General features: G+C 62.3%; 19 protein-coding genes and 1 pseudogene. 13 read left to right on the top strand and 7 right to left on the bottom strand.

Annotated elements, in window-relative coordinates:
* Positions 1-195 precede the first annotated feature (195 nt).
* From ACWTU7_RS10120 to ACWTU7_RS10170, 11 genes are all read left to right on the top strand, one after another.
* Positions 196-795 (top strand): ANTAR domain-containing response regulator, encoded by a 600-nt coding sequence (locus tag ACWTU7_RS10120; protein WP_455839856.1) that lies wholly within the window; start codon positions 196-198, stop codon positions 793-795.
* A gap of 2 nt (positions 796-797) precedes the next feature.
* Positions 798-2,036, top strand: a complete 1,239-nt coding sequence (locus ACWTU7_RS10125; protein ID WP_455839857.1) for a CmpA/NrtA family ABC transporter substrate-binding protein — start codon at positions 798-800, stop codon at positions 2,034-2,036.
* A gap of 352 nt (positions 2,037-2,388) precedes the next feature.
* On the top strand, positions 2,389-3,705 hold the full coding sequence (locus ACWTU7_RS10130) for a CmpA/NrtA family ABC transporter substrate-binding protein (RefSeq protein ID WP_455839858.1): 1,317 nt from the start codon (positions 2,389-2,391) through the stop codon (positions 3,703-3,705).
* A 66-nt stretch (positions 3,706-3,771) separates the two neighbouring features.
* The gene (ntrB, locus tag ACWTU7_RS10135; RefSeq protein WP_455839859.1) at positions 3,772-4,668 is read left to right on the top strand and encodes a nitrate ABC transporter permease; all 897 of its coding nucleotides are present in this window, start codon (positions 3,772-3,774) and stop codon (positions 4,666-4,668) included.
* A gap of 10 nt (positions 4,669-4,678) precedes the next feature.
* Positions 4,679-5,476, top strand: coding sequence for an ABC transporter ATP-binding protein (locus ACWTU7_RS10140; protein ID WP_455839860.1), 798 nt, complete (start codon positions 4,679-4,681; stop codon positions 5,474-5,476).
* 397 nt (positions 5,477-5,873) lie between these two features.
* Positions 5,874-6,065, top strand: coding sequence for a hypothetical protein (locus ACWTU7_RS10145; RefSeq protein ID WP_236392143.1), 192 nt, complete (start codon positions 5,874-5,876; stop codon positions 6,063-6,065).
* A 115-nt stretch (positions 6,066-6,180) separates the two neighbouring features.
* Entirely contained in the window at positions 6,181-7,422 is a 1,242-nt protein-coding gene (locus tag ACWTU7_RS10150) for an MFS transporter (protein WP_455839945.1), read from the top strand.
* Positions 7,423-7,441: 19 nt separating this feature from the next.
* A complete protein-coding gene (nirB, locus tag ACWTU7_RS10155; protein WP_455839861.1) occupies positions 7,442-9,892 on the top strand; it encodes a nitrite reductase large subunit NirB in 2,451 nt (816 codons plus the stop codon).
* A 63-nt stretch (positions 9,893-9,955) separates the two neighbouring features.
* Positions 9,956-10,285 carry a nitrite reductase small subunit NirD gene (gene nirD, locus ACWTU7_RS10160; protein WP_455839862.1) on the top strand — a complete coding sequence of 110 codons (330 nt, stop codon included), beginning with the start codon at positions 9,956-9,958 and terminating at the stop codon, positions 10,283-10,285.
* A gap of 2 nt (positions 10,286-10,287) precedes the next feature.
* Positions 10,288-13,089, top strand: coding sequence for a nitrate reductase (locus ACWTU7_RS10165; RefSeq protein WP_455839863.1), 2,802 nt, complete (start codon positions 10,288-10,290; stop codon positions 13,087-13,089).
* A gap of 103 nt (positions 13,090-13,192) precedes the next feature.
* Positions 13,193-13,678, top strand: coding sequence for a hypothetical protein (locus ACWTU7_RS10170; protein WP_455839864.1), 486 nt, complete (start codon positions 13,193-13,195; stop codon positions 13,676-13,678).
* A gap of 27 nt (positions 13,679-13,705) precedes the next feature.
* On the opposite strand, the gene ACWTU7_RS10175 is transcribed toward ACWTU7_RS10170, so the two are convergent.
* On the bottom strand, positions 13,706-14,737 hold the full coding sequence (locus ACWTU7_RS10175; RefSeq protein WP_455839865.1) for a hydroxyacid dehydrogenase: 1,032 nt from the start codon (positions 14,735-14,737) through the stop codon (positions 13,706-13,708).
* Positions 14,738-14,912: 175 nt separating this feature from the next.
* Here ACWTU7_RS10175 and ACWTU7_RS10180 point away from each other — a divergent pair, with 175 nt between their 5' ends.
* Complete coding sequence (locus tag ACWTU7_RS10180; protein ID WP_455839946.1) at positions 14,913-16,349, top strand: aldehyde dehydrogenase family protein; 1,437 nt, start codon at positions 14,913-14,915, stop codon at positions 16,347-16,349.
* Between the two features lie 137 nt (positions 16,350-16,486).
* Here ACWTU7_RS10180 and ACWTU7_RS10185 read toward each other — a convergent pair whose 3' ends face one another.
* From ACWTU7_RS10185 to ACWTU7_RS10195, 3 genes are all read right to left on the bottom strand, one after another.
* Positions 16,487-17,824, bottom strand: a complete 1,338-nt coding sequence (locus ACWTU7_RS10185; protein ID WP_455839866.1) for a glucoamylase family protein — start codon at positions 17,822-17,824, stop codon at positions 16,487-16,489.
* A 51-nt stretch (positions 17,825-17,875) separates the two neighbouring features.
* Positions 17,876-18,628 (bottom strand): SDR family NAD(P)-dependent oxidoreductase, encoded by a 753-nt coding sequence (locus ACWTU7_RS10190; RefSeq protein WP_455839947.1) that lies wholly within the window; start codon positions 18,626-18,628, stop codon positions 17,876-17,878.
* Positions 18,629-18,792: 164 nt separating this feature from the next.
* Entirely contained in the window at positions 18,793-19,827 is a 1,035-nt protein-coding gene (locus ACWTU7_RS10195; RefSeq protein ID WP_455839867.1) for a TIR domain-containing protein, read from the bottom strand.
* A gap of 352 nt (positions 19,828-20,179) precedes the next feature.
* Between ACWTU7_RS10195 and ACWTU7_RS10200 the strand changes: the two genes are divergently transcribed.
* Positions 20,180-21,442 carry an O-antigen ligase family protein gene (locus tag ACWTU7_RS10200; RefSeq protein WP_455839868.1) on the top strand — a complete coding sequence of 421 codons (1,263 nt, stop codon included), beginning with the start codon at positions 20,180-20,182 and terminating at the stop codon, positions 21,440-21,442.
* Positions 21,443-21,486: 44 nt separating this feature from the next.
* On the opposite strand, the pseudogene ACWTU7_RS10205 reads toward ACWTU7_RS10200, so the two are convergent.
* The 3 genes and pseudogenes from ACWTU7_RS10205 to ACWTU7_RS10215 all read right to left on the bottom strand — a co-directional run.
* A pseudogene (locus ACWTU7_RS10205) lies at positions 21,487-21,641 on the bottom strand (acyltransferase); the annotation flags it as partial.
* A gap of 518 nt (positions 21,642-22,159) precedes the next feature.
* Complete coding sequence (locus ACWTU7_RS10210; RefSeq protein ID WP_455839869.1) at positions 22,160-23,368, bottom strand: polysaccharide biosynthesis/export family protein; 1,209 nt, start codon at positions 23,366-23,368, stop codon at positions 22,160-22,162.
* Positions 23,369-23,540: 172 nt separating this feature from the next.
* Entirely contained in the window at positions 23,541-24,215 is a 675-nt protein-coding gene (locus ACWTU7_RS10215; RefSeq protein WP_455839870.1) for a sugar transferase, read from the bottom strand.
* Positions 24,216-24,530 lie beyond the last annotated feature (315 nt).

Consider the following 24,530-nt stretch of genomic DNA (forward strand, 5'->3'; position numbering starts at 1 on the left):
CTTCTAGCCAGCGAGACAAGGTTCGCAAACTGAAAGATAGCGCAGGCGATAGAAAAGCAAAGTAGACCCTACGAAAGGTATTTGAAGAAGCTTAACGGGTCATCTCCGCGAACATATGGCAGTCCCCGAAGCGATAACTGCGTCAATTCTCAACATGCCGCATTGCACAATCGCGCGGCGTGCGCAAAATGCGGCATGATCCGGAAATCCCTCACCGTCCTGGTGATCGACGAAAACCACATCCGCGCCTCCATCATTGAGGCGGGGTTGCGGGAGGCCGGGCATGAGCAGGTCACGGTCGTTCACGACGTTGCCGGAATAGCGCGGCGCATCGCCGAGATCGAACCGGACGTAATCGTCATCGACCTCGAAAATCCCAACCGCGACATGCTTGAAAACATGTTCCAGCTGTCGCGCGTCGTGAAGCGGCCGATCGCCATGTTCGTCGATCGGTCGGATCAGGCTTCGATCGAAGCTGCGGTGGCAGCGGGGGTCTCCGCCTATGTCGTCGACGGGCTGCGCCAGGAGCGCGTCAAGCCGATCCTCGATATGGCGATCAGCCGCTTCAACGCGTTCTCGCGGATGGCGCGCGAACTGGAAGAAGCCCGCAGTGAATTGGAGGACCGCAAGGTCATCGACCGCGCCAAGGGCATCCTTATGAGGTCGCGCGGCCTGTCGGAGGACGCGGCCTACACGCTTCTGCGCAAGACCGCCATGAACCAGAACCGCAAGATCAGCGAAATCGCGCAGAGCCTAGTGACGGCGGCAGGCCTTATGAATCCTGGAGAGAGTTGAGCATGGCGGCCGAACACCAGATCAATGCCGGTTTCATACCGCTCTTCGACAGCGCGGTTCTTGTCGCAGCGCGCGAGATCGGCTTTGCCGCGCGCGAAGGCGTCGACCTAACGCTCAGTCGCGAGACATCCTGGGCCAACATCCGCGACCGCATCGCGATCGGGCATTTCGATCTGGCGCATATGCTGGGGCCGATGCCGATCGCCTGCAATCTGGGGCTCACGCCACTCGCCTCCGATACGATCGTGCCGTTCTCGCTGGGACTGGGCGGCAATTGCGTCACGGTTTCGAAAGTGGTCTGGGCGGGCATGGCCGCGCACGGCGCCTTGCCCGACCTCGATCCGGCGCGAGCCGGCAAGGCCTTGGGAGCGCTGATCCGTGGACGGGCAAATGCCGGTCGCGACGCGCTGCGCTTTGCGGTCGTGCATCCGCACTCCGGACACAATTTCGAACTGCGCTACTGGCTCGCGGCCTGCGGCATCGATCCGTCGCGCGAAATAGAAATCGTCATCGTGCCGCCGCCCTTCATGGCCGACGCACTCGCCGCCGGCAGGATCGACGGCTACTGCGCCGGCGAACCCTGGAACAGCGTCTCGGTTGTCGCCGGCACCGGCCATATCGCCACGGTCAAAGCCGCTATCTGGAAGACCAGCCCCGAAAAAGTCGTCGGCGTGCGCAAGGCCTGGGCCGAAAAACACCCCGAAGCCCTTTCATCCCTGCTGCGCGCGCTCCATCACGCTGCGCGCTGGTGCCAGGATCCGGCAAACCGCGGCGAACTGGCCGCGTTGATGGCGCAGCCTTCCTTCCTCGGCGTTTCGCCGGCGTTGCAGATGCCGATCCTGACCGGACATCTTGCGCTGGGCGGCGGCGCGGAACTGACCGTCGAGGACTTCTTTCTGCCTTTCGGCAAGGCGGCGAATTTCCCCTGGAAGAGCCATGCGCTGTGGTTCTACACGCAGATGGTCCGTTGGGGGCAGATCAAGCACAGCGCTGCCCACATGGCGCTCGCGCGCGACACCTACCGGCCCGACCTCTATCGCGCCGCGTTGAAGCCGCTCGGCGTCGCCCTGCCGGGAGCCAACGCCAAGGTCGAGGGTGCCCTGACCGCTGCCACCCCGGTGGGCTCGGCCGGCGCCAGCCTCGTCCTCGGTCCCGATGGTTTCTTCGACGGCCGCATCTTCGATCCCGACAGGATCGACGACTATCTCGCTATCCGCGACTGGGCGATGCCGACGAGTTGAGCATTCCTTGCGCACTATCGTGCACTGAACAATATTTGTGCTACTGCACAATGGCGTGACTGCCGCATGAGCATCGACAATCCGGCGCTCCAGCCTTTACGCCCACGCGCTCGATTGTTTTTATTGCTTAATCCGCCGCTTCTTCCAGCTGGCACGGTTCCTGCATAGTAAGCCATAGGCCTTCAGGCCACGGAATACGGCGTCCAATGGCGGGCGCCACAGGCAAAGCTGCCGCTCAGGTCACACGCGATCCGGATCAACGGACGCAGCGGCCTGGCCGGCGGCTTTTATTGTTTGGTCGAAGACGCAATCGACGGCGCAGATCCCAAGCCGCGCCCAACCGGAGATGACGATGACGAAACGCATCAAAACCCAGTCCGCCCTCAAGGGTGTAACGCGCCGCGATTTCCTGATGATGAGCGCGGCCACCGCGGCAACGCTGGCGGCGGCACGCGCGCTGCTGCCGTCCGGCGCCTATGCGGCGACGGCAGCGCCGGAAGTCACCGGCGCCAAGCTAGGCTTCATCGCGCTGACCGATGCAGCGCCGCTGATGATCGCCAAGGAGAAGGGCCTGTTCGAAAAATTCGGCATGCCCGATGTCGAGGTGCTCAAGCAGGCCTCCTGGGGCGCGACACGCGACAATCTGATGCTCGGCGGCGAAGCCAACGGCATCGACGGCGCCCATATCCTGACGCCGATGCCTTACCTGATGCATACCGGCAAGGTGACGCAGAACAACCAGCCGATGCCGATGGCGATCGTGGCGCGGCTCAACTACGACTGCCAGGCGATTTCCGTCGCGCAGGAATATGCCGGCACCGGCGTCGGCCTCGATGCCTCCAAGCTGAAGGACGCCTTCGCGGCCAAGAAGGCCGAGGGCAAAGAGGTGAAGGCCGCCATGACCTTCCCGGGCGGCACTCATGATCTCTGGTTGCGCTACTGGCTGGCTGCCGGCGGCATCGATCCCGACAAGGATGTCTCGACCATCGTCGTGCCGCCGCCGCAAATGGTCGCCAACATGAAGGTTGGCAATATGGACGTGTTCTGCGTCGGCGAGCCGTGGAACGAGCAACTCGTCCATCAGGGTGTCGGCTTCACCGCCACCACGACAGGCGAACTCTGGAAAGGCCATCCGGAAAAGGCGCTCGGCCTGCGCGCCGCCTTCATTGACAAGAACCCGAACGCCACTAAGGCGATCCTGATGGCCGTCATGGAAGCCCAGCAATGGTGCGAAGCCATGGAAAACAAGAACGAGATGGCGGCCATCATCGGCAAGCGGCAATGGATGAACGTGCCGACCGCCGACATCATCGGTCGCCTCAAGGGCGACATCAACTACGGCAATGACCGCGTCGCCACCGGCACCGACCTCTACATGAAGTTCTGGAAGGGCGGCGTGTCCTATCCATTCAAGAGCCACGACAGCTGGTTCCTCGCCGAAAACATCCGCTGGGGCAAATTCGCGGCGACCACCGACATCAGGGCGCTAGTCGATCAAGTCAATCGCGAGGATCTGTGGCGCGAGGCGGCCAAGGACCTCGGCGTCGCTGCGGCCGACATCCCGGCGTCTTTATCGCGCGGCGTCGAGACCTTCTTCGACGGCAAGATCTTCGATCCGGCCAATCCGTCCGCCTATCTCGACAGCCTGAAGATCAAGGCATCGGCCTGACGTCGCCGGCAAGCGGCGCCAGTGGCGCCGCCTGTCACTCCAATGCTCAAGGAGCTTTTTGCGAAAATGTCTATCCAAGCCATCGAGGACGCCAAGGTGAAGGCGTTCCCTACGCCTGCCAAGCCCGCAGAGGTCATAGCTTTCACCGCCAAGGTGAGGCGCCGCTTCGATCCCGCCGCGATCGCCGGCAAGCTGGCAAGCACGCTGGTGCCGCCGGCAGTCGTCATCGTCGTCATGCTCGTCATCTGGCAGATCGCCTGCTCGTCGCCCAACGCCAGCTTGCCGCCACCCAGCCAGGTATGGAACGAGGCCTACGATCTGATCGCCCATCCGTTCTTCGACAATGGCCCGCAGGATATCGGACTGGCCTGGCGGGTGCTGATCTCGCTGCAGCGCGTCGCCATCGGCTTCGGCCTGGCTGCAATCGTCGGCGTTGCGCTCGGCGCGCTGGTCGGCCAGTCGATCTGGGCGATGCGCGGCCTCGACCCTGTGTTCCAGATCCTGCGCACCGTGCCGCCGCTCGCCTGGCTGCCGCTGTCGCTGGCCGCCTTCCGCGATTCCAGCCCATCGGCGATCTTCGTCATCTTCATCACCTCGATCTGGCCGGTGATCATCAACACCGCCGTCGGCGTCCGCAACATTCCAGAGGATTATCGCAACGTCTCCCGCATCCTCAGGCTCAACCAGATCGAGTTCTTCGTGAAGATCATGGTGCCGGCCGCGGCGCCTTACATCTTCACCGGCCTGCGCATCGGCATCGGTTTGTCCTGGCTTGCCATCGTCGCCGCCGAAATGCTGACAGGCGGCGTCGGAATCGGCTTCTTCATCTGGGATGCCTGGAACTCGTCGCGGCTGCCCGACATCATCGTCGCGCTCGCCTATATCGGCGTCACCGGCTTTTGCCTCGACCGCCTGGTCGCGGCGGTCGGCGCCTTCGTCACCCGCGGCACAACGGCAAAGTGAGGAGAGGGCGATGACGGCCTACCTGAAACTCGACCATATCGACAAATTCTTCGCCCGCAGCAGCCAGGTCAGCGAGGTGCTGAAGGACATCCGGCTGACCATCGACAAAGGCGAATTCGTCTCGATCATCGGCCATTCCGGCTGCGGCAAGTCGACCTTGCTCAACCTGATCGCCGGGCTGACCAGAGTCTCAGCCGGCGCCGTGCTGCTCGAGGACAAGGAGGTCGACAGCCCCGGACCCGAGCGCGCCGTGGTGTTCCAGAACCACAGCCTTTTGCCGTGGCTCACCGTCTACGAGAACATCAATCTGGCGGTGTCGAAGGTGTTCGGTTCGACCAGGACCAAGGCCGAGCGGCATGACTGGATCATGCGCAATCTCGACCTCGTGCAGATGGCGCATGCCAGGGACAAGCGGCCCGCCGAGATATCGGGCGGCATGAAGCAGCGCGTCGGCATCGCCCGCGCGCTGGCCATGGAGCCGAAGATCCTGCTGCTCGACGAGCCCTTCGGTGCGCTGGACGCTCTGACGCGCGCCCATCTGCAGGATGCGGTGATGGATATCCATTCGAGGCTTGGCTCGACGACGATCATGATAACGCACGATGTCGACGAGGCGGTGCTGTTGTCCGATCGCATCGTCATGATGACCAACGGTCCAGCGGCGACCATCGGCGAGGTGCTTGCCGTGCCGCTGGCCCGGCCGCGCCGCCGCATCGAGCTTTCCTCCGACCGGACCTTCCTGCGCTGCCGCGAGACGGTGCTGAAGTTCCTCTACGAACGCCACCGGTTCGTCGAAGCCGCGGAGTAAGGCCATGACCGAAAAACGCATCATCATCTACAATTGGCAATCTGCATCGGCAATGGGCAATCTACCGCATTGCACAAATATTATGCTGCTGTGCCAGGCATTCTGACTAATCTTTGATCCGCCGCCGGGCTTGGTCAAAAATCGCGCGGCTGCGGTTCACATTGATTTCATTCGATAATCTGGAGCGCTGTCGAATTGGCACGCTTCCTGCTTTTCAGAATGTAAGTCCGCAAGGGCCAAGTGACACGGCGTCCAATGGCGGGCGCCACAGGCAAAGCTGCCGCTCAGGTCAATACGCGATCCCGGATGGACGGACGCGCAAAGACCTGACCGGCGGCTTTTTTGTTTTTACGCGATCGACGGCGCTGGTCCCAGCGGCGCCCAACCGGAGACGACAATGACGAAACGGATCGGAACTGGCGCGTCCCTCGCGGACTTCACGCGCCGCGATTTTCTGGCCAGCAGCGCGCTGACTGCGGCGCTGTTCACCGCCGCGCTCCTGCTGTTTCCCGTCGGCGCCAAGACGGAAAGCAAGGACCTGACCGTGGCGAGCCCGGTCTCGTTGCACGCACCGATGCCGCGCCGCTGATCATTCACCCACAAACATCCGCGGTGCCTCCCACGCCGCAAACCGGAGCCAGACGTTGACCGCAAATCTCCCAGCCGCGCCCAGCCAGGACAATGCTCCCCGGCAGGCGCTTGTGATGTCCACCATCGCCTTCACCGTCTGCTTCGCGGTGTGGACGATATTTTCAATCATCGGCGTGCGCATAAAGCAGGACCTTGGGCTGAACGAGACGGAGTTCGGCCTGCTGGTCGGCACGCCGATCCTCACCGGTTCGCTCGTGCGCATGGTGCTCGGTGTCTGGACCGACCATTTTGGCGGACGGCTGGTATACACCGCGACCATGCTTGCGGCGGCGGTCGCGACCTTCCTGCTCGCTTTTGCGCACACCTACGGACAGATGCTGGTCGCCGCGTTAGGCGTTGGGCTCGCCGGTGGCTCCTTCGCCGTCGGTGTCGCCTATGTCTCGCGCTTCTTCCCGGCCGGCAAGCAGGGCACGGCGCTTGGCATTTTCGGTGTCGGCAATGTCGGCGCCGCGGTCACCAAGTTCCTGGCACCGTTCGTGCTTCTCTCCTGGGGCTGGCAGTCGGTCGCGCTGATCTGGGCGGCAGCACTCGTCGTCATGGCCGCCGTCTTCTGGTTCACGACCGGCGACGATCCGGTCATCCGCGAGCGCCGCGCCGGCAAGGCAGCGCCCGCGAGAAGCTTCTTGCAGGAATTCGCGCCGCTCAAGAACGTACAGGTCTGGCGCTTCGCCTTCTATTATTTCTTCGCCTTCGGCGCATTCGTGGCGCTGTCGCTGTGGTTGCCGCGCTACCTGATCGGCGTCTACGGCTTCGGCATCGCGACCGCCGGCATGATCGGCGCGGCCTATTCGATCCCTGCAAGTATCTTCCGCGCCTATGGCGGCGTGCTTTCCGACCGGATCGGCGCCCGCACCGTGCTCTACTGGACCTTCGCGGTCAGTGCCGTCGCGACTCTCGTTCTGTCTCTCCCCTCGGCAGACTACGTCGTGCGCGGCGTCAGCGGGCCGATCGCCTTCCATTTCGAGATCGGCCCGCTCGCCTTCATAGCCGTTGCCTGCGTGCTCGGCTTCTTCATGAGCCTTGGCAAGGCCGCCGTCTACAAGCACATCCCGGCTTACTACCCGCAGAGTGTCGGCGCGGTCGGCGGCGTTGTCGGCATGATTGGCGGACTCGGCGGCTTTATCCTGCCAATCGCCTTCGGCGCACTCAACGACCTCACCGGCGTCTGGTCGAGCTGCTTCATGCTGCTCTTCGTCATCGTCGCCACCTGCTTTGCCTGGATGCACCTCAGCATCCGGCGGATGGAGCGCGCGGCCGCCGCCGAAGCTTCAGGCCTTTCCTACGCGGCTGAGTGAGACCGGAGTGGATCAGGACATGACCGAAAAACTCGTCATCATCGGCAACGGCATGGCCCCCGGGCGCATGCTTGAGCACCTGCTGGAAAAGGCGCCGGACCTCTACCAGGTCACCATCTTCAACGCCGAGCCGCGCGTGAACTACGACCGCATCATGCTGTCGCCGGTTCTGTCAGGCGAAAAGGATTATGAGGAGATCATCATCCATGGCGACGGCTGGTACATCAAGCACGGGATCACCCTCTACAAGGGCCACAAGATCGCCGCCATCGACCGGACGGCAAAGACCGTAACCTCCGACCACGGCGTCACAGAGCCCTATGACAAGCTCGTTATCGCCACCGGCTCGGTGCCGTTCATCATTCCGGTGCCCGGCCACGATCTGCCGGGCGTGCTCACCTATCGCGATCTCGACGACGTCCAGGCCATGCTGCTTGCCGCCCAGTCGCGGGCCAAGGCCGTGGTCATCGGCGGCGGCCTGCTCGGGCTGGAAGCGGCGGCGGGCTTGAACTCGCAAGGCATGGACGTCACCGTGCTGCATGTCATGCCGACGCTGATGGAGCGCCAGCTCGATCCGGCTGCCGGCTATCTGTTGCAGCGCGCCGTCGAACAACGCGGCATCAAGGTCATCACCAAGGCCAACACCCAGGCGATCACAGGCAAGGGCAAGGTCGAGCAGGTGGAACTCGCTGACGGAACCATCATCCCGGCGACGCTGGTCGTCATGGCGGTGGGCATCAGGCCGAATGCGGCGCTGGCGAAAGAAGCCGGCATTGCCGTTAACCGCGGCATCGTCGTCGACGCCGGCATGCGCAGCAACGATCCCGACATCTACGCGCTCGGCGAATGCGCCGAGGTCAACGGCCAGGTCTACGGGCTGGTCGCCCCGCTCTATGAGATGGCGCGCGTCGCCGCCAGCCAGCTTGCCGGCAACGAGGCGGCGGCTTTCGTCCATATGGACACGCCGACCAAGCTCAAGGTCACCGGTATCGAGCTGTTCTCGCTGGGCGACTTCGCCGAGGGCGAGGACCGCCAGGAGATCGTGCTGCGCGATGCCGCCGCCGGCGTCTACAAGCGGCTGGTGCTCAGGGATGACCGCATCATCGGTACCGTGCTCTATGGCGAGACGGCCGACGGCGCCTGGTTCAACGACCTCAAGAAGAAGCAGACCGATATATCGGGAATGCGCGACACGCTTATCTTCGGCCAGTCATACCAGGGAGGCGCCTCCCTGGACCCTATGGCGGCCGTTGCAGCCTTGCCGGATGATGCGGAAATCTGCGGCTGCAACGGCGTTTGCAAGGGAAAGATCACCGGCGCGATCACGGCCAAGGGCCTGACCTCGCTCGACGACGTGCGTGCCCACACCAAGGCTTCCGCTTCCTGCGGCTCCTGCACCGGTCTGGTCGAGAAGCTGATGGTGCTGACCATCGGCGACAAATACAATCCGGCGGCCGTGCAACCGATGTGCGGCTGCACCACGCTCGGCCATGACGAAGTCCGTCGGCTGATCAAGGCCAAGAGCCTGAAGACCATTCCCGCCGTCATGCAGGAACTGGAATGGACCACCTCCTGCGGCTGCGCCAAATGCCGGCCGGCGCTCAATTACTATCTCGTCTGCGACTGGCCGGACGAGTATGCCGACGACTACCAGTCGCGCTTCATCAACGAGCGCGTCCACGCCAACATCCAGAAGGACGGCACCTATTCGGTGGTGCCGCGCATGTGGGGTGGCGTCACGAATGCCGCCGAACTGCGCGCCATTGCCGACGTCGTAGACAAGTTCGAGATCCCGATGGTCAAGGTCACCGGCGGGCAGCGCATCGACATGCTGGGGATCCGCAAGGAAGACCTGCCTGCGGTGTGGGCCGATCTCGGCCAGGCCGGCTTCGTCTCCGGTCACGCCTATGCCAAGGGATTGCGCACGGTGAAGACCTGCGTCGGTTCGGACTGGTGCCGCTTCGGCACGCAGGATTCGACGGGATTCGGCGTCCGCATCGAAAGATTCATGTGGGGGTCATGGACTCCCGCCAAGGTCAAGATGGCGGTCTCGGGCTGTCCTAGGAACTGTGCGGAAGCAACCTGCAAGGATGTCGGCGTGATCTGCGTCGATTCAGGCTACGAGATCCATTTCGCCGGTGCCGCCGGCCTCGACATTAAGGGCACCGAGGTGCTCGGCCTGGTCAAGACCGAAGACGAGGCGCTGCAGCATATCGTGGCGCTGACGCAGATGTATCGCGAACAGGGCCGCTATCTCGAGCGCATCTACAAATGGGCCAAGCGCATCGGCGTTGCCGAGATTAAGCGCCAGATCATGGACGATGGCGGGAAGCGCAAGGCGTATTTCGACCGCTTCGTTTTTTCGCAAAAATTCGCGCAGGTCGACCCGTGGTCGGAACGCGTTTCCGGCAAGGACAAGCACGAATTCCGGCCGATGGCTTCGGTCGGTTTCGCGCAGGCGGCGGAGTAGGCGCGTGTTCCCGAAAAGTGGAAACCGGTTTTCGGTTAAGAACACGCGCAAAGGATGAGGCAGATGAACTGGGTATCAATCGGCTCGATATCGGACATTCCGCGCCGCGGCGCGCGCTGCGTCGCCACGCCGCAAGGCAAGATCGCCGTCTTCCGCACCGCGGAGGACCAGGTCTTCGCAATCGAGGACCATTGTCCGCACACGGGCGGGCCGCTCTCGCAGGGCATCGTCCACGGCGCGGCGGTGACCTGTCCCCTGCACAATTGGGTGATCTCCCTGGAGACCGGCAAGGCGCTCGGCGCCGATGAAGGTGCGGTGCGCACCGTTCCGGTGCGGATCGAGGGCGAGCGTCTGTTCATTGCGCTGGAAGCGCTGGCCAGCCGCGCGGCCTGAGCATGAACAACGACGAGGCGCGCGAGGTGAGGACCACCTGCCCCTATTGCGGGGTGGGCTGCGGCGTGCTGGCGAAGGTCGCCGCGGATGGCGAAATAACCGTTCGCGGCGACCCAGACCATCCGGCAAATTTCGGCCGGCTCTGTTCCAAGGGCTCGGCGCTGGCGGAGACGATCGATCTCGACGGCCGGCTGCTCTATCCGGAGATCCACGGTCGCCGCACCGGCTGGGACGAAGCGCTCGACCTCGTCGCCTCGACTTTCTCGCAAACCATTGCCGAGCACGGCCCCGACGCGGTCGCCTTCTACGTTTCCGGCCAGTTGCTGACCGAGGACTATTATGTCGCCAACAAACTGATGAAAGGCTTCATCGGCTCGGCCAATATCGACACCAATTCGCGCCTGTGCATGGCTTCGTCGGTTGCCGGCCATCGCCGCGCCTTCGGCGCCGACACCGTGCCGGGCAGTTACGAGGATCTGGAGCTTGCCGATCTGATCGTGCTGGTCGGCTCCAATCTCGGCTGGTGCCACCCGGTGCTCTACCAGCGCATTGCCGCGGCCCGGGAAAAACGGCCCGAGATGAAGGTGGTGCTGATCGATCCGCGCCGTACGATGACCGCCGATATCGCCGACATGCATCTGGCGATCGCGGCCGATGGCGACGTCGCGCTGTTCACCGACCTGCTCGCCTATCTTGGCAAGAATGACGCTCTGGACCGCGCCTATATCGCTGCACATACCACGGGCTTCGAAGGCGCGATTACCGCTTCCGCGCTCGACCTTGCCGGCATCGCCGCGGCCACGGGCCTCGGCGAGGACGAGCTTGTCCGCTTCTACAGCCTGTTTGCCGCGACGGCGAAAACGGTGACCGTCTATAGCCAGGGCGTGAACCAGTCGTCCTCGGGCACCGACAAGGTCAACGCCATCATCAATTGCCATCTCGCCACCGGCCGCATCGGCAAGCCCGGCACCGGGCCGTTTTCGGTGACCGGCCAGCCCAACGCCATGGGCGGCCGCGAGGTTGGCGGCCTGGCCAACATGCTGGCCGCCCATATGGAGATCGAAAACCCCGAACACCGCGGCCGCGTGCAGCGCTTCTGGAGCGCGCCGGCCATCGCCGAAAAACCCGGCCTGAAGGCGGTCGAGATGTTCCAGGCGGTGGCCGACGGGCGTATCCGGGCGCTGTGGATCATGGCGACCAACCCGGTCGATTCGATGCCGGATGCCGATGTCGTCGAGGCGGCGATCAAGGCCTGCCCATTTGTCGTGGTGTCGGACGTGCTGGCCATGACCGACACGGTCCGCCACGCCCATGTCCGGCTGCCCGCCGCCGCATGGGGCGAGAAGGACGGCAGCGTAACCAATTCGGAGCGCCGCATCTCGCGCCAACGCGCCTTTTTGCCGGTGCCCGGCGAGGCAAGAGCCGATTGGTGGATCATCGCCGAAGTGGCCAAGCGGATGGGGATTGCCGAGGCGTTTTCGTATGCGTCGCCGGCCGCGATTTTCGCTGAACATGCAGCGCTGTCGGCCTTCGAGAATGACGGCGCCCGCGATTTTGATATAGGCGCGTACGCCGGTGTTGACGCGGAGACCTACGAGGAGTTGGCGCCATTCCAATGGCCAGCACCGGCCTCACCCTCCCCCTCGAGGGGAGGGTCGGCGCGCGCGTTGAGCGAAGCGAAACAAGCGGGACGGGGTGGGGTGCGTGGAGCCTCTCCGACCCCACCCCGGCTCTCTCGCCTTGCTGCGCAAAGCTCGCTCGCCGACCCTCCCCTCAAGGGGGAGGGTATCCGCTTCTTCGCCAATGGCGGCTACTACACGCCCGACCGCAAGGCGCGTTTCATCGCCATTCACCCGACCGCACACATCCGCACCAGCCCGGATTATCCGCTGATCCTCAACACCGGGCGGGTTCGCGACCATTGGCACACCATGACGCGGACCGGCAAGAGCCAGCGGCTGTCGCAGCACATGGCCGAGCCCTTCGCCGAAATCCATCCGCTGGATGCGCAGCACCTCGCCATCGGCGATGCCGACATCGTGCGCGTCTCGACTGGGCACGCCGAGGTGCTGGTTCGCGCGCTGGTGACAGCGCGGCAGCGGCCGGGATCAGTCTTCGTGCCGATGCACTGGACGGACCAGTTCTCAGCGCGTGCTCGCGTCGATGCACTGGTGGCGCCCATCACCGATGCGATTTCAGGCCAGCCGGCCTCGAAGAATGTTGCCGCCCGCGTGGAACGCTTTGCTGCCGCCGCCTTCGGCTTCGCCGTGCTTGCCGAACGGCCGGGCTCGATCGACGCCGACTATTGGAGCCTCGCCCGTTGCGCCGCCGGCTGGCGCCTCGAGCTTGCACTGGAAGCTGGCCGGGATTGGTCGGCTTTCGCAGCTTCGCTTTTTGGCGCGGACGCGCAAGGCGAGACGCTCGCCTATCATGATGTCGCCGGCGGGCGCTATCGCTTTGCCCGCTTCGCCGGCAGCCGGCTGGCTGGCGCGCTCTATCTTGCTCCCAAGCCGGTCGCGGTGTCGCGCAGCTGGGCGGTGGAGCAGTTGAGTGCGGACCATGCCGATCGGCGCGGGCGGCTGGCGATCGTAGCCGGGCGGCCGGGCGGCAATACCGTCGATCGTGGCGCCGTCGTCTGCTCCTGTTTCGGGGTCGGCGCCAATCAGATCGCGGAGGCAGTACGCGGCGGCTGCACCAGCGTCGAGGCGATCGGCGCCACCCTGCATGCCGGCACCAACTGCGGCTCTTGCCGCGCCGAGATCAGGACCATCATTGAGGCGCGACGCCTTCAAGCGGCGGAGTGAGGGCGTCGAGAAACTCTGTCACGCCGGGCCTCGACGCTTACCAGCAATTTACAAACCATGGGCTACCAACGTCCTTATTCGATTCGTTCCGAACAGGACCCTTATGAGCAAAGCCCTCACTTCATTCGCATTGGTCGCCATATTGACGGCTTTGCTGATGGCGCTCAGCCTGGCAGTGGCCAGGCATGGCTATCCCTATGGTGCGATCGGCGCAAAACGCCTGGACGACGTCGCCGATGCCGGAACGTTTATCCCGCTTGCATCAGTCTACTTCTTCAGCGCGCTGCTCATGATGATCCTGCCGATCAGAGCCGCCGGCGTCGTCCTGACGAACGCCGCGGATGCGATCTTCTGGACAGTCATCGTGTTGTTCGCGGCCATCATTGGCTGTTTCGCTGCCAGATGGGCTTTCGATCGGGGCAACATCTTGCCGGCGCTGCTGAACTGGCGCTTCCTGTTTGTCGCAGCAGTCGTCGGATGCCATCTTTCCATGAACGAGTTGCGCCGCAATATCCTGCTGAGAAGCCTGTTCTTCGTCGTCTTCGCCGCTGCGACACTGGCCTGCCTGTTCTGGTCGTTCGCCATCTGAGAACCGATGCAGGCGCTGGCTTGCGGCTCAGTTCTTGTCGACTGGCTTCGAACGCATTCGCGAAACGGTCTCGCGTTCGGCCCGCTTCGAACGCATCGGCGGCAGGCCGCGGTCGATCAGGTCCATGTCCTCCAGCACCATGTCGCCCATGCGCTTGAAAGCGATGTCGAGCGCGCCGGCCCGGTGGGCGGAACGCAGGAAGCCGGGCAGCGTGCGCACGGGATGATCCTGCGCCAGTGGCTCTTCCGGAAACACGTCGCTGGCGGCGACGATGTGGCCGCTGCGAACGGCGTCCATCAGCGCCGGAAAATCGACCACACCGGCACGGCTGAGCAGGATGAACGCGGCTCCAGTGCGCATTCTGGCAAAGGCGTCAGCGCCGAGAAACCCTTGGTTTTCGCTGGTCACCGAAGCGACGACGAAGACGAAATCGCTGGTCGACAGAACCGTGTCGAGCGTAGCCGGCTCGACGCCGTTCTCGATGAGGATCGACGGCGGCAGCCACGGATCGAAGACCTTGGTCCGCGTGCGAAAGCCCGACAGCAGCCGGTTCAGCGCGCGGCCGAGATCGCCGAAGCCGATGATACCGACATCCGCGCCGGACAGAAGCCGCGCCGTCCGGTTGCCGTCGCCGCCCCACAGCTCCTTGCCCTCACGAAACGCGAGGTCAGCGTCGACGATGTCGCGGGCGAGATTGAGCGCCATGGCAAGGCCGAGCTCGGCCACCGGCTCGGCAAAGACCAGGCCGGTGGTAACAACATGGATGCCGCGCGAAAAAAGCGTCTCATACGGCATGTTGTTGATGAGGTTGCTCTCGACATTGAAGACGCAGCGCAGTGTTCGCATCTTGTCGAGCGTCTCCGGCGCGATCGGCGGCTGGCCGACGATGTAGCGCGCCTCGGCGAGCACGTCGGCCGGCAGGGCCGCTACGCCTTCTGGCGACGTTTCGACGATACGATATTTGGCGCGGAATCTCGCCAGTGCCTCGGGCGTGAAAATCAGGTCGAGCGTGCGCGGCTCGGGCGCGCTGATCACCAGCGGCAACACGCTGTCGGACATGGCGGTTCCTCCCGGTGCGATCCGCGTCGCACAACACTAGAATCAACTTTTACCGCCTCGACACCTAGCACATGCCTGTCGAGCAAGAGAACTTTGCCGCCGGCGGCCTTGCGGTGTGGCGGCCGGTGGTCCAGATAGACGGCAATCGAAGGACGACAAGGAAGACAGCGACATGATCCCGTTTCGAAAGAACCTCATCGATGGCGAGTGGGTGGGCGACGCCGGCTCCCGCAACATCAACCCGTCCAATCTCGACGATGTGGTCGGCGAATATGCGTCGGGGGACGCCGAGCAGGCCCGGCAGGCCATCGCGGCGGCGAAAGCGGCATTTCCGGCTTGGTCCCGATCGGGCCTGCTGGCACGCCATACGGTGCTGAGGAAGGCGTCGGACGAGATCACCGCGCGTAAAGATGAAATCGGCCGGGCGTTGGCGCGCGAAGAAGGCAAGACGCTGGTCGAGGGGATTGGCGAGACCGTGCGGGCCGCCCAGATCTTCGATTTCTTTGCTGGTGAGACGCTGCGCCTGTCTGGCGAGCTGGTTCCAAGCGTGCGGCCCGGCGTCGGTGTCGAAATCACGCGGGAGGCGGTCGGCGTCGTCGGCATCATCACGCCGTGGAATTTCCCGATCGCCATTCCGGCGTGGAAAATCGCTCCTGCCCTGGCGTACGGCAACACCATTGTCTTCAAACCGGCCGAGTTGGTTCCGGAGAGCGCCTGGACCATTGTCGACATCCTGCACCGCGCCGGCCTGCCGAAAGGCGTGCTCAATCTCGTCATGGGCAAGGGTTCGGTCGTCGGCCAGGCCATGCTCGACAGCCCTGACCTCAATGCCATCACCTTCACCGGCTCGGTCGGCACCGGCAAGCGCGTAGCTGCCGCCAGCGTAGAGCACATGCGCAAGTTCCAGCTCGAAATGGGCGGCAAGAACCCGCTTGTCGTGCTCGACGATGCAGATCTTGCGGTCGCCGTCGACTGCGCGATCAATGGCGCATACTTCTCGACCGGCCAGCGCTGCACGGCATCGTCCCGTTTGGTGGTGACGGACGGCATCCATGACCGCTTCGTCGACGCGATGAAAGATCGCCTGGGCAAGCTGGCCGTCGGCGACGCTCTCGATGCCAAAACCCAGATCGGACCGGTGGTCGACCAGAGCCAGTTGAAACAGGACGAAGACTATATCGCCATCGGCCGCCAGGAAGGCGCCGACCTGGCCTTCGGTGGCGAGCGGCTCGATCGCGAAACCCGCGGCTTCTACCTGCAACCGGCGCTGTTTACGCAAGCCACCAACGCCATGCGCATCTCGCGCGAGGAGATCTTCGGGCCCGTGGCCAACGTCATCCGCGTCAAGGACTATGACGAGGCGCTGGCGGTGGCCAACGACACGCCGTTCGGGCTGACGTCGGGCATCTGCACGTCGAGCCTCAAGCACGCCACGCATTTCAAGCGCAACTCGGAGGCCGGCATGGTGATGGTCAATCTGCCGACGGCGGGCGTCGATTTCCATGTGCCTTTCGGCGGCCGCAAGGGATCGAGCTACGGCCCGCGCGAGCAGGGCCGCTACGCGGCGGAGTTCTACACCACGGTGAAGACCGCCTACACGTTCGCCGGCTAATCATGCCGGTGACTTGCCGGGCCAAATGAAATCGAACATGCGAGCAGGCCAGTGACTCCCTTCCCAGCAAGCGCGAGTTGCTGGGAAGGGCGAACATCTTAGTATCCGACACGACAGCGACAGCTGGGCGGTAGCCGTCATTCAGCACGGTCCTTAGGGTTCGCCGGCTGCGATAGCCAGCCGCCGCTGAACCCGGCCTTGCACAGGCCGCGACGGATATGCGGGCTCGACCGCATCAGGTCCCAGATCAGGCGCGAGCGGTGGTTTTCGATCATCAGCACGACGATACCCTGGTCCAGTCCGTAATGCGCATCCGATATCCAGCCGCTCGGCCCGAACTTCCGCCGGTTCGCCAGCGTGGGGTTGAAACCGCTCGGCACCCTGAAACTGTCGACCACCTCAGGGTGGCGTTCTCTGAGGTGGCGCAGCGCCGGCAGGCAGATTTCCGGCGCGAAGGGCAGCGATGCGAGATACGACCACGGCGCTATCGTTCCGTCGTCGGGGCCGAACGGTGCGCCGCGCGCCGCGTAGCCGGAAAATTTGCGCGGTCGCCGCTCGATCTTCGCGCGGAAGTTGCCGGGTCCGTCACCCGCCGAAAGGCCCCAAAGTCCTTCGCCGTAGCCGTCGTAGCCAGAGGGGTTGTGCCGCGCATAATCCCGATGAAGGTAGGTCGCGCGGCGGCTGTTTTCGAAATAGTCCGAGTTCTTCTCCCGCATGAACGCATCCCGGATGCCGTCGAAGTCAATCCAGGCATGCGAGAACTGGTGCATGAACAGCGGACCGCCATAGAGCACGTCGTAGCCGTCGATGTTTTCCCATCGATATGTCGCCGTCCAGCCGGCATAACTGTCGTCCGAGGCTGGCTTGTCCGGGGAGGCCATTGCCAGAACGTAGAGCATGGTCGCTTCGTTGTAGCCTTCCCAGCCATAACGCAGAAAGCCGCTCTTCGGCTTCCAGCCCTGTCGCAAGGTCGAATTGCTGCCTTGCGCCCATCGCCAGTCGACGCGCCGGTAGAGGACTTCCGCCAGTTCGCGGACTTCGGTTTCTTCGTCATTGTCGCCCGTGAAATAGGCGCCAGCCACGAGCACGCCAGCCATCAAAAGCGCAGTGTCAACCATCGACAATTCGCATCGCCAGGTGCGCAGGCCGGTCCGGATGTCGAGGAAATGGTAATAGAAACCCTTGTGGCCGGTGACGTCGTCGCCATTGCCTTGCCGGCTGTTCCAGAAGAAGCGCAGTGCGGCAAGCGTCACCTTTACGGCTGCATCTCGAGTCATCCAGCCACGCTCGACCCCGACCGGATAGCAGGACAGGGCGAAGCCGACGACCGCGATGCTTGCCGGCCAATTTGGCCGCGAGGTGTCGGCAACCAGCCCGTTCTCCGGATTCACGGTTTCCAGAAAATAGCCGAAGGCCGCGCACTGGAAGCGGTCGAGCAGGTCTTCGTCGGACAGTCGAGGTTCGACGCTAAGCAAGCGACGGGAACTCCAGTCTGGCGGCCTTGGCGGTAGATCGCCCGACTTGCTTCAATAGGTGGCCCGGCCGCCGGAAACGTCGAAAACGGCGGCCGTGGTGAAGGAGCATTCCTCGGAAGCGATCCACGAGATCAGCGCCGCCACTTCCTCGACCTCGCCAAACCGCGCCATCGGTATCTTCGACAGCATGAAATCGATGTGCTGCTGGCTCATCTGCTGGAAAATCGCGGTGCGCACCGCCGCCGGCGTGACGCAGTTCACCGTCACCTTGGTCTTGGCCAGTTCCTTGCCCAGAGACTTGGTCAGGCCGATCACCGCCGCCTTGGAGGTGCTGTAGGCAGAGGCATTCGGGTTTCCCTCTTTGCCGGCGATCGAAGCGATGTTGACGATCCTGCCGTAATTGCGCTCGAGCATGTGCGGAACCAGCGCCTTGTTGCAGTAGAAGACGCCGTTGACGTTGATGTCGATGACCCGGAGCCAATCCTCCACCGAATAGTCCCAGGTCGTCATGTTCGGTCCGGTGATGGCCGCACTGGTGACCATGATATCGACCGCGCCAAGGGCATCGATCGTCTGCCGGGCGGCCTGTTCGACCGCCACGGCATCGGCGACGTCGACAGTCACGCTATGCAAATCGGCAATGACAGCCTTGGCCTGCTCGATCTGGGTGGGGTCGCGATCCCAGACGCAAACGCGCCCGCCCTCTTCAGCGATTCTTAGCGCGACAGCCAGGCCGATTCCGGACGCGCCACCAGTGATCACGGCCGACCGCCCGGCAAACCGTCCCGCAAAACTCATCGGCATGTGCTCTTCCTCCCAATCGGCGGCGAATGTGAAGTCAATGGCGGAGAAGTTCAAGCCAGAGGCTGAAGCTCCGAACAGGTTCATGGTGGGCCACGAGGCGGTAGGAAAAGCCGCGGCAGGGCTAGAGCGTCGGGCTAGCTGGAGTTACGCCGCGCGCACCGGGTTCAGACGTTCTTGATCGATTTCCAATGGTCCAGCCGCTCCGCGATCAGCTCTACTCGTCGCTGGTTGTCGCGCCCGTCCAGGATGCTCAAGTCCTCCGGCTCGGCGCGCAGATAGACACCGGAGGTGCGGGCGTTCAGTTTTGGCTGTGTGTCGGCTCGTGTGGTGAAGTACCCGGACGCGCGATCGGCGGACTCCAGCCGGATCTCTCCTGTCCCGTACAACTGCGACGCGTTCGCGTCCAAGGGCCGTTCTCCATTCCAAAAGTAGAAGATGCCGGCAGGCTCCTTTCTCTCCTTTACCGCTTCGCTCCAGTATCTCGCGGACAGACTGCCATTCTCTTGCCATGAGCGGCCGGCTAGCTCCAGCGCACCATCGCGGTCTCGCGAGATACGCAGGAGGCTCACCGCGGAAGGTTCCTTCACGGTCCGCTCCGACAGGGAAAACTGCCACCAAAGACCCTCTATTCGGGCGGCGCGGCCCTCATTTTCGATCGCTTTTCGCAGCTTTTGGTTGACCGCTCTCATCTCGGCGGCGGTTGTCGCTTCGCCGTACCTCACGGACGTCAGGCCGAGGAGATCGCTTGGAAGCTTGGAACCGTTGGCATGGAGGATAAACGTTCGGCGCATTCCGAGGACACCGCCGAAAAGGCCGGCTTCGAAGACCACATTGTCTCGCGGAGAAGCTTGAGCGGATACAGGAGCAGGTGATGCCGTCAGGCTTGCACTCGTCCAGTCGTCCTGGGCGAACACAAAAGCAGCGAAGTCGACTTCACGCGTAAGCTCAAGGAGGCGCTCCAGTGTGGTTGTCCCGGGATTGAAGGATGTCGTCCAGGGTTCCACATACGCGATGTCTTCAAGACCGCGTGTCAGCGCCTGCAGCAGTTTTTTCTGCTTCCCCGATGAGCCCAGGAAGATTCGAGGTTTGTCCATCCGTTTGCTCCAGCCCAGCAGATCGGGACCGCCAGCGTCTGCAATTATCCCTGCGGCCATCGTCTGGTTGTCCCCGCCATAGCGTACGCGGAGGGCCTCATTCATTGCAACGGATGCAAGGAATGCCGGCTGCTATTTTTCGGTCCGGTGCTGAAAGAACTGCGAAAACAGTTCCGCGCGATGGCCGAGCTTCTCATGAATCCGGCGGCGATGGCTCTTGACCGTGATGCCGAGGCGCTCACAATGTTTAGAGCCAGAAGCCGGCCTGGATGCTCGGTTCTTGCCACACTGTCGCGGCCTTTTACCGCCTTCCCGGGGGCGTCCTTGTGGCTGTTTCGCCTCATTTGGGTGACAGGCTGCAGGGGATGGGTTATATTGCACTGCACAATGGAAGCGTTCGCGCCTGGCGCGAACGCGAATCGGCATTGAACTGCATGGACGGGAATTCGCTACCGAGATGAAGATACCAAAATCTCTGTTGGTCGACCCGGAGAAGAGCACGGTCTATGGCACATTTGCTGTCGCCATCTCCATTTGGGCGTTCTCCTACTCCTCCCTTTTCGGCCAGATCCTGATCCTGGCCTATTATGCGGTCTGGCTTCCCCTGATCATGGTAGATTACCGGCGGCTGTTGCGACATGCCTCCAGCGCGTGGCTGCCACTGGCGTTTGCAATCTACGTCTGCCTCTCGGTGTTCTGGTCGGATGCTCCCGGCATCACGTTGAGGACGGCGATCCAGTATTGCTCCCATATCGCCTGCGCCTATATCGCCGCGCGCACCGTCAGCGTTCGGACGTTGACAATAGGCTCACTGATCGGGATCTTTCTCGTCCTGCTCTACTCGCTTATGGTCGGGGGTTATTCGTATGATGGCCTCGACGGGACGTATAATTTCGTCGGCGCATTCAGCTCCAAGAACCAGATCGGCTTTGTCGCCTCCCTTGGCATCTACTTTTGCGTTGTCTTGCTGACCTTTCTCAGGCGCGGCCGGATCAGCCTTTTCTTGACGGCGCCCGTCCTCGTCCTGTCGGCCTATCTGCTGGTCATTTCGCATTCAGCCACCTCGATGGCTTCGATACCGGCAGTTCTCGCTCTGGTCGCTCTGCTTGCCATGGCGAAGAAGCTTTCGCTCCGCTACCGACGGGTGATTTTCCTGGTCGGCGCATGCGGGCTGGTCGCGGTCACCGCGGTTGCCTTTGCGGGGCTTCTGGATTTCGTCCTAGGCGTCTTCGGAAAAGACTCCACGCTCACCGGACGGACCTATCTCTGGGAGCAGGGCTGGCGTGCGGCGCAGCAAGCGCCGATCCTCGGCGTCGGCTACGCGGGCTACTGGGTGCAGGGTTTCGCCGAGGCCGAACGGCTTTGGAACGAATTCTACATCACGACCCGAAGCGGCTTCCACTTCCACAACACCTATGTCGAAGCGCTCGTCGAGCTTGGCTATGTCGGGGCGACGCTGATTTCGCTGATCATCGTGCGCACGCTGTGGGGCCACATATCGGCGTTGATATTCAGGACGTGGCAGGCCGAATCTGTGATTCTTGCCGGCGTGATGATGCTTCTGTTCATCCGGTCCTTCGTCGAGGTCGAGACCCTCAACCCCTACATTATGGGCTCCTTCCTTCTGTATTACAGCTACTTCAAACTGGTGAAGGTGCCTGTCGCCCGCCCTCGGTGGACGGCGGCGAGCCTCGCGGAACCAGAAACCGCAAAGGGCTAAGAAAAGCGCAGAATGTCACCTTGATTTCGTTCGTTAAAATTACCTCAAAAACGAATGTAATCTTGGGGCGCCACAATTTCGCGAATTATTCGGGCGCGATTTCCTGCAACCAGGCTTCGCGGGGGTGCACGTTTGGTGACCACAGAGCCAGCTCCAATTACGCTATGATCCCCGATTCGACCCCAGGCAGGATTGTTGAATTCGGCCTATCCAAACATTATCCCCAATCAGGACAGCTTTCGCTTTAACACCGGCACCCTCTTCAACCTCATGATAGTTTGAGTCTTGGACTACAACCGAATCGCCAATAAGGCATCCTTTTCTGATGCTTACTGCGACAGATGCGTCGATCGTGACTCCGCTGTTTATAAAAGATCTAGAGCCAATTGACAGACTTGCGTTCCGGCGTGCATGAAACCAGGAACGTGACCCAAGCCCTCGAAACGAAACGCGAGAGCCAAATCTAAAATTGCCTTTTCCTGCTACATGAGGCGAGACACCAAGTACCGAAACTCGATCGGATATTTCGATACCTCTCACTGCCCAGATGAATGTAATTATTGCGCCTTTAATATACCTTTTAGCACGATAGATATTCACCACGCTTCCCCCACCGATTGGCACTTTTCGCCGAGAAGCGTGCATCTATGCGGACGGCCTCGGCATGACGCTCCCTTTGAGCGTCAGCTGACGTTGGGGTATTCGATCGCTCGAGTTCTATTGGCTAGCCATTGGCGCCAGCTTCACCTTGATCACGTCCCCGGGCAGCACGGGCGTGTCTTCACTGGCGGCAATTTCGCTGGTCTTGCCGTCGACCACCCGAACCAGGGCAAAGGACATCGTTGGCTCTTCACCGTCGCGATAGCGTTGTAACGCCGGGTTCCCCGACATGGCTTCGGCCATCAGGCCGGTTTGCATGTTCATCTTGAGCATCGTCGCACTGAGATCGGCTTCTACCTGTTGCCGGTCGGCGGCGAGGCTCGCATTCTGAGTGTTTTCCAGGTCGATGGCATCCTGATTGGCCTTGCTGATCGACTGCTTGGCGGTAAGGATGGCCGTGTCGTAATCCAGGATCTGGCCTTCCAGGTCGGCGATCGTTTGTTGCGAAGTCAGAACCCGCGTGTTGACGACAAGGCCTTTCTGCGCCAGCGAGCCGATGCCGCTGAGCTGTTCCTTTGCCAGGTCGACCTGCCGCTGCTGGTTGACGATCTTTTTCTGCAGCGAATCGATCTCGCTCTGCAGTAGCTTCTTCAAATCGTCGAGCGCCTGAAGGCGCAGTTTAAGCTTCTTTTGATCGGCCGTCAGGATCGCCATCTCGTCCGCAACGACGCTTGCCACCTTCGGATCGTTGGCCACCTCCTTCGGCACGTCGAATGTCGGCTTGTCCGCCATCTCCGCTTCGATGCGCGCGCGCCTGACGATCAGCCGGACCCGTTGGTCTTCGAGAACGTCAAAATCGCCCTTGGCATTGATCATGTCGCGGTCGTACCGCTGTCCTTCGGGGGCCCGCCGGACACCGCCGGCGATGCTCATCGCCCTCAGGACGGTCAGACCAGGCACGTAGGGATACTGGCCAGGCGTCTGGACCTCCCCGGAAATGTAGAATGGCCTGTACTCCGCCATTTCGACGGAGGCTTCCGGCCGGTCCGCCAGGGCGAGCTTGCGCTGGAGCGCCTGGCCGATCGCTGCCGCGATCTCGGATGTGGTCTTGCCGGATGCCGGCATTTCGCCGACGAACGGCACGGACAATGTCCCGGCCGGGCCGACTGTGTACTCTCCGTTGACGGCCGTCCAGTCTCGGAACGTGCCTTCAACGGTCTGCCATTCGGCCACGCGGATGGTCAGCTTGTCCTGCGATCCGAGGCGATACTCATCGGCGGCGGCGAGTTGGGGAATGGTGAGCGCCAGCGCGAGGCAAGCGGTCATAAGCCGCATCCGCCGCATGCGATTGCTAGCAATGCCGGCGCAGGAGATTTCGAGGATATCTGTTTTCAACTGTACGTTTTCCGATCCGCTTTAGCCCCGCCCGATGAAACTTGCTGCAGAATGGTTGGCATCTGGACAGTCACTCTTCCACACAGAACCGGCTCCCGGCCGGTCAGTAGCAGCCCCGCGACATCCAGACGGCAGGCACGGTCTTGATGATGATGCGAATGTCCTCGACCAGCGACCAGTTCTCGACATAGTGGCGATCGAATGCGACGCGGCTGTCATAGGAAACGTCATTGCGGCCGCTGACCTGCCAGAGTCCGGTCAGTCCGGGGCGCGATTTCAGGTAATAAACGGCCGAACTGCCATAAATTTCGAGCTCGTCTCGCACCACGGGGCGAGGACCGACAAGGCTCATGTCACCCTGGAGGATGTTGATGATCTGCGGCAGTTCATCGAGGCTGAGCTTCCTCAGCACGGCCCCGACGCGCGTGACGCGCGGGTCGTTCTTGAGCTTGCGGGTGGCTACCCATTCGGCGTTGGCTTCCGGGTTGGCGGCAAGATATGCCGCCAGCACCCGTTCGCCATCCTGAACCATGGTGCGAAACTTTAGGCACGGGAAAATCCGTCCTCCCCGACCGATCCGGCTGTGACCGTAGAAAATCGGCCCGCCGTCGGAAAATTTGACAAGCAGCGCGACCATTACAAACAGTGGACTGAGAGCAACCAGGCCAATCAGTGAACCCGCAATATCGAAGCTGCGTTTGAGCAGGCCGCCGATCGGTGGAAAATCGATACCGGCCTGCGAAAAATTCGCGTCGGCCGGCTTGGCTGCGTCCCTCATGCGTAAACTCCATACGTTGAACGGATGGTTTACCGCACGATATCAAAAAAATGCTGCATCGCAACACACAATTTCTTGAGCGCCTGAAATAATCACGTCATGAATTGACTAAATAATAAACCGATCCTGCACAAATGTTGGCCTTTGTGGTGAGTTCGAGGCAAATTTTGGGCAATCTTGAAAAATTTAGTGCCTTTTTGAGGCTGATTTGCGGCGAATCGCTCTTTGTGCCGCGTCTTTGAGCATTGTCGTGCTGTAGTTTTGTAAGTTATAGAGCGACTTTAAAGTAAAGTACTGATTAATATTGTAGCTCCT

Source organism: Mesorhizobium sp. BHscii (assembly GCF_053848065.1).